Here is a 10866-nt window from a genome sequence, read left to right as displayed (position 1 = left end):
GATCGATCTCTCCCTATCGGGCACGGTGGTCACGAACGTGGTGCTGGGCGAGGCCGTGGCGAGCGACTTCACCACGCTGATTCCCCTCACCGTGCTGACCATCGCCTGCGGCCTATGGCTGCTCTTCGCGAGCGCGCCGGCCATGGCCGTGACCATGCTCGTGGTGCTGCTCTCCGTCACGTCGACGATGGGCGTGTTCGGGTGGGGTAACACCGTGCTGGCGTCCGTCGCCGGCTTCGTGCCGACGATCGTCATGACCATCGCCGTCGCGGACGTGGTGCATATTCTCGTTAGCTACTCCCATCAGCTGCGCATCGGCAATCCGAAGCGCGCGGCGCTGGTGGAGGCGATGCGGATCAACCTCGAGCCCGTGTTCATCACCAGCCTCACCACGAGCATCGGCGTGCTGGGGCTCAACTTCAGTGATTCACCGCCCTACCAGGCCCTCGGCAACATGGTGGCCGTGGGCGTGGGGTTCGCCTTCGTGTACAGCATCGTGCTGGTGCCTGCAGTGTTGATCCTCCTGCCGGCGAGCTGGTTCACGCGCGGGGGGCGTGAGGTGAGCGGCACGGGAAGGGCCCAGCGCATGCGCGCGTTCGCCGACTGGGTGCTCGCCCGACGCCGCCTGCTGCTGATCGTGTTCGCCGTGCTCCTGCCCCTCTCCTTCGCGGGCCTGGCCGGCAACCGACTCACCGAGCGCTGGTTCGAGTACTTCGACATGAGCTTCGAGTACCGCCGCGCCCTCGAGATCATCAACTGCGACATCAGCGGCGTCGACGCCATCGAGTACTCGGTGGAGTCCGGCGTCGCCGACGGCGTCAATAACCCCATCTACCTCGACGATCTCGACCGCTTCGCCGCCTGGATGCGCGAGCAGCCCAACGTGGTCAACGTGAACAGCTTCGCCGACATCATGAAGCGCCTGAACCGCAACATGCACGGTGACGATCCCACCTGGTACCGCCTGCCCGACAACCGCGCATTGGCCGCCCAGTACCTGCTGCTCTACGAGCTATCGCTCCCCCAAGGCCAGGGGCTGGACAGCACCCTGGACATCGATCGCTCTGCCAGCCGCATGCAGGTGTTCCTCACCAAGACCGACTCGGACGAGCTCCTCGCCCTGGAGGCCCGGGCGCGCGAGTGGCTCGCCGACAACACCAGCGCAGTCACCGCCGGCAACGGCACGGGCGTGGACGTGATGTTCGCCCACCTCAACCAGCGCAACATCCGCGCCATGCTGAAGGGCACAGCCGTCGCCCTTGCGTTGATCAGCCTGGTGCTGATGGTGACCCTGCGCTCCTGGCGCATGGGCGTGGTGAGCATGGTGCCGAACCTGGTGCCCGCACTCTTCGCCTTCGCCCTGTGGGGGGTGACCGTGGGCGAGGTGAACCTCGCCGTGTCCGTCGTGATCACCATGAGCCTCGGCATCGTGGTCGACGACACGGTGCACTTTCTGTCCAAGTACCTGCGCGCCCGCCGCGAGCGCGGCTGGGACGCCCCGGAGGCGATCCGGTACGCCTTCGAGACCGTGGGGGTGGCGCTCACCATCACCACCCTGGTGCTGGTGGCAGGGTTCTCCCTGCTGGGGTTCTCCCATTTCGGCCCGACCGTGGACACGGGCACCCTGCTGGCGGTGACCCTGGCGCTGGCCCTGGTGGTCGATTTTCTCCTGCTGCCAGCGGTGCTGGTATGGGTCGATCGGCGGCCCGGCGGGCCCGTGGCGGCGGATTCTCGGCCCGCGCCGGCGGGGGCGGACGGGATCGGTTGACGGGCGGCGGGCCTAGCCTGATACTAGCGGGCCCTTCGAGGGTCCCCTCGGGCGGGTTTCGACGGTTCTCGTCTGGCCAGGTAGCTCAGTTGGTAGAGCAGCGGATTGAAAATCCGCGTGTCGGTGGTTCGATTCCGCCCCTGGCCACCATCAAAACGATGAAAGTCTCTTGCGACGCCGCTGCTGGGATGGGTTACGTCCAGCGCCACGTGTTTGCGTCCCACTTGACTACGGGCTGGGCTGCCAGAATGCGGTCGAGGAACCTCGCCGCCGCTTCAGTCACTGCCGCAAGCGTTGTCCACGGTAGCTCATCGCGCTCTGCCATCACTCCATACGGTCGTTCCCAGTCCGGAGCAGGGGGGCGGTAGAGAGTCCGGAAGTTGGTGAGTACCGCGCGCCTGAAACGTCTGCTTCAGAGCATCGCGCAGAGCCCCAGGATCGATAGTGCCTATTGTCGCCAGGAGCGCGATGTCTGGAAGGTCCTTGACGCGCGAGTTTGGTCGGTCGCGGGGCATGGTGTAAGCGTGCAGCTTCTCGGCGATGTGTGAAGCGAGCGGATAGAGCTGAAGGGTAGGTGGTTCGATGCCTGCGAAGGCGAGTTTGTCCTCCGCCTGGATGATATCCGGCCTACCAACGATCGGATCGCCGAACGCGACATCCACTCCGAAGGCTTGGCCGTAGACTTTCCCGCCGAGTCTGCACTCCGCCTTGAAGCGATATCCCTCGTAGATGAGGCCGTCACCGGTCATCTGCGGAAGCTGCGTGTCGGGCTGGACCTGGAAGGTCATGTAGTCGCCCAGTTCGACTTGTCCCGCTTGTTGTAGGGCCGCAAGGATCTCGGCAGGCGAACCACTCATGCGCAGGTCCACGTCCTTCGTGGTGCGAGCGCGTTCCAGGCGAAGTTCGAGTACCAGGCCACCCTTCAGGATCACCGCATCGCCCAACGCATGTGTGATCCTCGCAAGGAAGCGCTCGAAGACCAGAAGTTGGCGGCGTCGATTGAGGTCCGCCCCTTCTTTGGGTCCTTGTTTGAGCCGTTGCTCGAGTGCGCTCTTGAACGCGGTCGGTGTCAGGTAGGTCCGCACGCTCATCTTCTGCTATCGGGCTTCTTTGCAAGCTTCGTCGCCGTGGCTTTGGTGATGAGCCCACGGGCTTTCGCCTGCGCAATGGCCTGCTCGATGAGATCCGGCTGCACATGCATCTCGATGCAGTCTTCGATAGTGCGCTGAGCCTTAGTGACGGGAACCGGTCCGGCCCAGGTGCGTTCAGTATCCGGGATGTCGGAGAAATGCAGCACGATACCTTTTGGAACCCGTAGCCGACGTGATCGCCAAGACTCGGGAAGCGTAATGTGCTGTCGAGTGGGCAATGCGTTGGACAGTTCGTGGAGGTTGAGCGCGGTCTCCCCCGAGTAGACACCTTCGCGTTCGGTCCAGAGCCAGTAGACCACCAGCTCCTCATCATCGCTCGGCGGGAAGTGGGTGAGCCGATAGATTCCTCGACGAACACGCTCGATACGTTTGGAGAGCAGGTACTTGCGCAGGCGCTGAGGATAGAACCCGATATCGGCGGCTTGCCGTGCGCTGAAGTGCCCGGATTGGGCCTCGGCTAGGCCGTAGAGGTCATCCCAACGGGTCTCTGGGGAAGAGTCGGAGCGCGCCATCATGCGCACAAAAATAAACTAATAGTTTATGTTCGTGCAATATCTTCTGCCCCAGAGCAGCCGGCGGTTCGATATCCGGTTCCTCCGGTAAGCGCGCGAGACGAGTCGAGTCAGAAACCGCACCGCCCCTTCCGGCGCGGTGGGTCGGTCACAGCGCTGGTCACACTCCGTGGTCGCAGTGCGGGTTGGTCACCTGCATCACACCGCGACACACCAGTACCGCTTAGGTGCGCTTATTCAGGTGATCGTGGCGAAATCCGTCCACACGGGCACACACCGCAACAAGCGCAGCCTCGTGTTGAAAATCCGCGTGTCGGTGGTTCGATTCCGCCCCTGGCCACCATCAACTCAACAGCTTTCCCGGCCTGAAGCCTGTGCCCGCGGCACGCAGGCGGCTCGGAACTCAGTTTGCTTAGCCCCGAAATCACTCCGCCTTAAGCACGCTCACGAGTTCTCCGGTCGCCTCCAGTACTCGGTCCGTCCTTTCCACGACGCGTGTCGCCAGGTAGTAGCGGTTGTACACGTTGTTCTCGAACTCGACGGACTCCAGTTGGGCGAGCACGTTTGTGGGGAAGCTCGATGGCTGGATCCCTGAGACGTTTCCGGCCGCCAGGTCTATCGTTCGGTAGGGTATGGAGCGATTGACGTACGCGTTGAGGTCCTTGTTGAGGTAGTACGCCACGGTGTCGGAGAGGGCGGCCAGGTTAGATGTGCTCTGGCGCCAACGGGCCAAGAGCAACGCCGTTTGCGGATCCGATAGGCTGGCAGCCCCTTCGGCACCGAGAAGCGAGCCCAAGACTGCTCCACTAGGCGCATAAGGACGGCCCTGAACGATGATTCCGAGCAGCCGGTCGGCCTGCTCGGGTGTGACCGCTGCTTCGCCTTGCAGCCCGATGAGCTGCGAACCTGCAGTGGCGACCCGGGCGTGATGGTCACGATACTGCTTGAGGTCGTCGGTGGCGGCGGCGAGTTCGGTAACGATCGCCTCCAGGAGGGCTTGTTCCCGGTCCACCGCCCCGCGACGGTCCCACCACGCGTCGATCGCAAAGGCGAGCAGGATACTCAAGACGACGATCACGCTGTCGCGGATTGCGGTGCCCACCGAGTGGGGTTCCGAATGGAGATCTCGGTCAGGCACCTATGATCCTCGAAAGCAGCGGCGGGGAGCCCATTCGGGCAGTAGCCCGCGAGCTTGCCGCCGGGGGGCGTAGCGTACCACGGCGTCCCTCGAGCGGAACGATGAGTGTGGTGGTCGCGATAACCGTGAAACGGGAGGGATCCCTGTTCTGCGGTTCGGCGACATCGCCTGTGGTTCTTTCAGCTGCCAGTGCGACGAATACCCCAATGACGAGCACGACGGATTCACGAAGCCGCTGCAACGCGCTCTTGTAAGCGACCCGGCGCGATCCCCCTGTCATGGCTTCAGCGCATGGCGGTTGCCGGCGTTCGTTTCGGAGTGCGGGGCGGAGGGACCCTTCCTACAGGTTTGGTCGGGCCGATGAGGCGACGGGTAGGGCATGGGATCGCCCTCAGGAATCGACCGCCGCGTCCTACTCGGAACCCTCCGGCCCGGGGCATAGTCACGGTTCGAGGCAGACTCATGCAGAGCTTCCCTAGAAGCCGGGTACCGTCTCCGGCACCGCGAATGCAATTGCATCTCGCTGAGCCGACGAGGAGCCCACCCTCCCCTGGAAGTCTCCCCAGCGCGGGTCGTCATGCAGGGAAGCGTAGAGCGGATTGAGGAACTGCTCGTTCAGGCCAACCTCGTTTTGGGCGATGGCCTTGTCAAGCCAGCCGAACGCTGCATCGGCGTCGCCGATGTAGGCGTAGACCTGAGCCACCTCCGATGGCCATTCGCCTCCCCAACGTTTGATCAGCTCTATCATCTTTGTATCGAAGTCAGCCTTGCGCCCGAGCGCGTGCAATGCCAGGGCCTGCCCTTTGACTTGATACTGCTCGTCACCTTCCTCCAGCAGGAACTCGGCGAGCGCGCCCTCGGGGTTGCCGTTAAGCAGCAGCACTTCTCCCAGCATGTAATGCGCACCGACGAAATCCGGGCTCAGGCGCAGCACCGACCGGTAGGCCGAGATCGCATCGTCCAAGCGCCCTGCGTAGCGATAGTACGTGCCCAGCGTCCAATAGCTTCGTGGGTCCACCGGATCGAGCGCATTGACGTACTCCTCCAGCACGATGGCTTCGTCGACCCGGCCAAGGTAGGCCAACACGGTGCCCGCGTTGGCGAGGACGCCCAGGTCAGTGGGGGCCAGCGCCATGGCGCGCTGGTAGTGCTGCGCCGCCTCGGCCAGCTCGTCGTTGCCGGAAGCGGATGCGATGCGGCCAAGCCGTGCGTGTGCCTTGGCGTTATCAGGGTCGATCGCCAGTACCTGGCGCACGGCCTCTCGTGCCAGGCCCAGCCCCTCGTCCGCTGACGTCACGCCGTACAGCACTTGATTGACGTAGTTGCTCGCAAGACCGTCCAGCGCATCGATATAGGTGGGGTCAATGGCAAGTGCCTGCGTGTACAGATCATTGGCTCGGGCCAGGCTGTCGGGTCTGCCCTGGCCGTTCAGGTAATTCGCCTGCAAGCACATCACGTAGGCGTCGGTGTCCGTCTCCCGGGCCTTCGGCGCATCCCCCAGCAACGCCAGTTTGAGCTTGCTCACCACCATGGCCGAGATTTCGTCCTGAATGGTGAAAATGTCGGTCAGTTCGCGGTCGTAGGTCTCGGACCACAGGTTGGTGTCGGCGCGCGCGTCGATGAGTTGTGCGGTAATGCGCACCCGACTGCCAGCTCTCCTCACCGATCCCTCTAGGATGTGGGCGACGCGCAACTCCTGCGCTACCTGTGAGAGGTTTATGCTCTTGCCCTTGTAAGCGAAGGCGGACGTCCGCGATATCACGCGCAGTTCTGGTACCTTTGCCAACAGATTCAACAGCTCTTCTGAGATGCCGTCAGAAAAATACTCATCGCCGGCATCACCGCTCATGTTGAGAAAGGGCAGCACAGCGATGGACTTGCCACCGTAAGACTCCAACAGCGCATCGGTCTGACCCTGCTGGCGAGCCTTCTCGAAACGTTCGGTCAGGCGTGCCTGGGTCGCTTCATCGCGTGCCGGCTCGAGCACGAACTTGTCGAACGCAAAGTACCCAAGCACCAACGCCAGCACGACCATAACGATTCGGTCCAGAGTCCTCCCCGCGTACGGCGCGTGCGTCTGCGAGTCATCGACTTCGGATTCCCGCCGGATACCGGATGGGGTGATCTCGAAAGCCCAGGCGAAGACCATCGCCGGGATGAAGCCGATAGCCAGGACGATGACAACGAGGCGCGCAGCCGCGTCGTCGAAGCCGAACAGTGGGAAGATGGTCTCGGCCACCTGGATGAGCAGCCAGGATGTCACGGCGTAAGCGGCCCCGGCACGCAGGACGTGACGGCGCTTCAACTCACCGAACAGGGACAAGGCAGCACCTCTCGCAGCGCCGTCGTCGGGCGGGAGTTCTCACAGGAGCAACCGTCGAGGTGTCGACGAAAACGCGGGGTAGCCCCCTGGCAACCGCTAAGGTGGTGGCGGCGTGACAGGACGGCACTATCAGGCTCACGGGGTTCCCTACCTTGGACATAACGCTCGGCGCATGATGCCGATACCCTTTAGTTTGCATCAACCGCCGGGCAAGGTCCTCCCTTATCCTCACGCCGCTGTGCTCCGCTCAGTCATGAGGTTGTAGCAAAACCCGCCCACACGGCGACACACCGCAACCAGCGCAGACTCGTTTTGAAAATCCGCGTACCGGTATTTCGATTCCGCCCCAGGCCACCATCAATCCACAGCATCAGGGCTGCCACCGGAGCCGTGGAGCGTACCCGTTGTTGGCACCTATTCCGTGCCGTCCCGCAGATGCTCCACGTAGTCCTGAAACACGAATAGCCGGTTTTTCTTGCGATCCCCTATCGATCTAAGCACTCCGCTAGTCTCAAGCGCGTTGATCGCCTTGCCCGCCGCCGGTCGTGAACACCCGAGGAGGCGTGTTGCGTGACTTACGGTGACGATGGGGTGCTCCGGTAGCCGTTCGAAGAGCCGCAGGCTGAGCAGCGTGGCGTCGTCGCTCCCGAGCACGCGGTCGCGAGCGGCCTCGACGACCCGATTCAGATGACGGGCCGTTGCCACCGCTTCTTCGGCAGCGACGGCGACCCCGTCCAGGAAGAACATGAGCCATTCCTCCCAAGTGCCTCGCTCACGAACGGCTGTGAGTTGATCAAAGTATTCGGCTCTGTGAGTTTTTAGGTAGAGGCTGAGATACAGCAGAGGCCGGGTGAGCAGGCCCGATTGACGCAGAAGGAGCGTCACCAGTAGTCGTCCGAGGCGACCGTTGCCGTCAAGGAAGGGATGTAGCGTCTCGAACTGTGCGTGAAGAAGACCAACGCGAACCAGCGGCGGCAGCTCGGAAGGCTCGTGGATAGCGCGCTCGAGGTCGCTGAGCAGGGCGGGGAGGCGATGCGGTGGCGGTGGAACGAAGGCGGCGTTGCCCGGGCGGGTGCCGCCGATCCAGTTCTGCGACCGACGCACCTCACCCGGCTGTTTACTCGCCCCACGCGCTCCGCTCAAGAGCTTGGCGTGGGCGTTGCTCAGTAGGCGCATCGAGAGGGGTAGTCCGTCGTCGCGTTCGAGTTCGCTCCAGGCGTACTGCAGGGCGTCGACGTACCCGCAGACCTCTTCGATATCGGGGTCACCGGGTGCTGCGGCACCGGCTTCCACCTCGAACAGATCCATCAGCGTCGCCTGGGTGCCCTCGATTTGAGCGGATAGCACCGCTTCCTTGCGTACGAACGCGTAGACGAACCACTCGATCGAAGGGACCAGATCACCCGCGAGTTCGAGCAGTCTTAGGCGTTCGGCGGCTTCGTCGAGCTGCTTCGACAGGGCACCGGAAAGATCGAGTGGGGGGGCAACTGGCGGGAGAGGCAACGGGACGAAGGCTTCCACTGTCTCGCCAGCGACCGAGCTTCGCTCGTAAGTACCTGTTTTACGATCCATGGCGCACATAAACGAAGCGATCGTTGATTTTCAGAGGATCAAAATAAGCGATCGCTTACATTCGATCAAGGAAAATCAGCGATCGTTTATTTTGGTGCTGACTGCGCTGCGCCGTCAGTGGCGCCGGAGGCGATGATTCTGGCCAACAGAACCATCCTGTCCGATCAGATGGCGTTCCTTCAGGGGCGCGTGGGACGGACGAGTCGGTATCACCAGGGGTAGGGGCGCGGCGCGGGATAGACCCGGAGCGGCTCACTCCCTGGTGATTTCGGCCTATCGGTCAGTAGAGCAGAGGATTGAAAATCCGCGTGTCGGTGGTTCGATTCCGCCCCTGGCTACGTATTCGGTCACTCGGCTAGCGCAGTGTGAGGGAGTTTCCCGACGCTTCTCGTAATAGGGGAGGGAGAACAAAACGACCCCCACAAGGAAGAACCGATGCGCTTACCTCTGCTTGCTTCGCTACTGCTTACCGCCAGCCTCGGGATCACGCCTTCTATGGCGGCCCCCATCGACTTCACCGAGACCTCGGACATCGGTGGCGCTGGCACTCTTTCGCTCGGGGCGCTAGGGGTAGGTGTCAACACCGCCAGTGGCTCGCTGATCGAATTCGACGCCGACAGTTTTACCTTCACCCTGTTGGACGGCCTGCAGGTTGACTCCCTTGAGCTTTTCGTCTCGGACCACAGGGATTCAAGGGTCTCTGGAACCTCTGTCTCATACCGATTTGACGATTCCATCATAGGCAGCCTGCCCGATAACGGTTCGCTGGGACTGCTGTCCGACCCCCTCGCGCTCGCTGGCGAGTATCGATTGCGGGTGGCGCACGAGGGGGGAATTCCCAATGCATTCTCCAACTGGCGCTGGAACATCACAGTAAGTCAGGCGGTCCCGGAGCCTTCGACTGTTGCCTTGTTCGGCTTGGGAGGCCTTCTCCTCGCGGGCCGGCGACGCCAAGCGGGACTGCGGCCGAGGCCTCCTACGTACGCCTAGCTGACTTACGCCTCGTTGCCCGCATGGCCTAGGTGGTTTGAGCGATCCGGGCGGTGCGTATCAGGCCTTGCTCTGCTTCGTATCCTTCCAGTCATCCAACGCCTTCAGCGTGGCCTGGATGAACGGACTCTTCGTCGCCAGCCAAAGGAACCCATCCGCAATGGCCTTACCGGGCTGACGCAACGGCCGCTCCACGTGCATCAGCAGCACGATGCGGTTCTCGTCCGTGTCGTTCCACACCTCGTGGTAATAGGTGTCGTCGAAGATCAGGAACTTGCCGTTCTCCCAGCTGTAGGGTGAGTCATCGATGTTGATGCGGCACGCGTGCTTATCCTTGGGGATCTGCAGGCCGAGGTGGCAGGTGATCATGCCGTTGGTGGGGCCGTAGTGCCTCGGAAGGTGCGTGCCGGGCGTGTGGATGGAGAAGAATGCCGAGATCAGGCCGGGCACGGATCGCACCAGCTCGCTCGTGCGCGGGCAGCGTGCCGTGTTCTCTTCGATTTCGTAGCGGTAGCCGTAGAGGAAGAACACCTTCCATTTTTCATCGGTGGCGATGCGGCTGTGATCCGGCGACACCTCGCGCAACGGGGGGATGTCCTCGGGGCGGCAGACGGCGAGGGCCTCGTCGCGGATGGCCTCCCAGTCGGCCTCCAGCCGTGAGGTCCAGTCGAACACGTCGCGCTCGAAGACTGGCGGGTTGCCCACCTTGGAGAACAGGCCGATGAACCAGTGGATGGGCGGACGGATGTAGAAGCCGATCCAGAAGACCGTCTTGCGAAACACGTACGCGCCGGCGGCGCGGATCCGGCCGAAGGGGCCGGTGGCGATAGCGGTGTCCGACATAGGAGGAAGCTTCTTCCAGTTGGATCAGTAGATTAGGCGGCCATTATACGGGAGCGATCGCCGGCGGCGGCGCCCGTTGCCCCGCGCGAAAGCGGCAGGCAGGCGCGCCGCCACCCCGCTAGGAGGCCGGTGCGCTCAGGGCGCGAACGCCCTCCGGGGTGAATTCCTCGGGGGTGTACACCACGTCGCGATCGCTGCGGGTGAAGCGGATCGTGGCGCGCTCCTGGGTGGCCGGCGTCTCCACGGTCAGGACCACCGGCAGCCAGCCGCGATCTTCGCGGAAGATGAGCTTGTCGGCGCGAATGCGCGCGATCAGTTCGCCCTCGGCGTCGAAGCGTTCGATGACCAGCGGGATGTCCTCCTCCACGCCGACGCAGGAGCGCACGGCAGGGAAGGGTTTGTCCTCGTGCTGGTAGGACTCGACGATCCAGCAATCCCGGCGGCCGGCGCTGGTCGCGCCGATGGTGGCGTGGCGCGGCCAGTCCCAGAAGGACTCGAACAGGTCCTCCGGCCGCACGGAGGTGCCCCACAGGGGCTCGCCGAGGTCGGCCTCGGTAACCGGGGTGGCG

Annotated in this window: 9 protein-coding genes and 1 tRNA gene; 3 read left to right on the top strand and 7 right to left on the bottom strand. The window is 63.3% G+C overall.

Annotation, left to right across the window (positions count from 1 at the left end):
- Both AAF184_22120 and AAF184_22115 read left to right on the top strand, forming a co-directional pair.
- On the top strand, window positions 1–1768 hold a 1768-nt coding region (locus AAF184_22120), incomplete at its 5' end, for an MMPL family transporter (GenBank protein ID MEO0425047.1).
- 74 nt (window positions 1769–1842) lie between these two features.
- Window positions 1843–1918 (top strand) — tRNA-Phe (locus AAF184_22115).
- Between the two features lie 158 nt (window positions 1919–2076).
- Here the strand turns inward: AAF184_22115 and AAF184_22110 are convergent.
- From AAF184_22110 to AAF184_22090, 5 genes are all read right to left on the bottom strand, one after another.
- Entirely contained in the window at window positions 2077–2859 is a 783-nt protein-coding gene (locus tag AAF184_22110) for a nucleotidyl transferase AbiEii/AbiGii toxin family protein (GenBank protein ID MEO0425046.1), read from the bottom strand.
- Entirely contained in the window at window positions 2856–3431 is a 576-nt protein-coding gene (locus AAF184_22105; GenBank protein MEO0425045.1) for a type IV toxin-antitoxin system AbiEi family antitoxin domain-containing protein, read from the bottom strand. Before AAF184_22105 ends, AAF184_22110 begins: the two co-directional genes overlap by 4 nt.
- Window positions 3432–3855: 424 nt before the next feature.
- A complete protein-coding gene (locus tag AAF184_22100) occupies window positions 3856–4533 on the bottom strand; it encodes a hypothetical protein (GenBank protein MEO0425044.1) in 678 nt (225 codons plus the stop codon).
- A gap of 511 nt (window positions 4534–5044) precedes the next feature.
- Window positions 5045–6892, bottom strand: coding sequence for a tetratricopeptide repeat protein (locus tag AAF184_22095; protein MEO0425043.1), 1848 nt, complete (start codon window positions 6890–6892; stop codon window positions 5045–5047).
- Window positions 6893–7306: 414 nt separating this feature from the next.
- Complete coding sequence (locus AAF184_22090) at window positions 7307–8464, bottom strand: Fic/DOC family N-terminal domain-containing protein (protein ID MEO0425042.1); 1158 nt, start codon at window positions 8462–8464, stop codon at window positions 7307–7309.
- Between the two features lie 435 nt (window positions 8465–8899).
- Between AAF184_22090 and AAF184_22085 the strand changes: the two genes are divergently transcribed.
- Window positions 8900–9454, top strand: a complete 555-nt coding sequence (locus tag AAF184_22085) for a PEP-CTERM sorting domain-containing protein (protein MEO0425041.1) — start codon at window positions 8900–8902, stop codon at window positions 9452–9454.
- A gap of 60 nt (window positions 9455–9514) precedes the next feature.
- Here the strand turns inward: AAF184_22085 and AAF184_22080 are convergent, their stop codons facing one another.
- Together AAF184_22080 and AAF184_22075 are read right to left on the bottom strand one after the other, a co-directional pair.
- Window positions 9515–10297, bottom strand: a complete 783-nt coding sequence (locus AAF184_22080) for an aspartyl/asparaginyl beta-hydroxylase domain-containing protein (protein ID MEO0425040.1) — start codon at window positions 10295–10297, stop codon at window positions 9515–9517.
- A 118-nt stretch (window positions 10298–10415) separates the two neighbouring features.
- Window positions 10416–10866, bottom strand: a 451-nt coding sequence (locus tag AAF184_22075; protein MEO0425039.1) for an outer membrane lipoprotein-sorting protein, incomplete at its 5' end; no start/stop codon positions are given.

This window comes from Pseudomonadota bacterium, assembly GCA_039815145.1.
In the GTDB taxonomy this organism is placed as follows: Bacteria; Pseudomonadota; Gammaproteobacteria; order Steroidobacterales; family JBCBZW01; genus JBCBZW01.
Note: the sequence above shows the minus strand (reverse complement) of the source record. Positions and strands in the feature narration are given on the sequence as shown.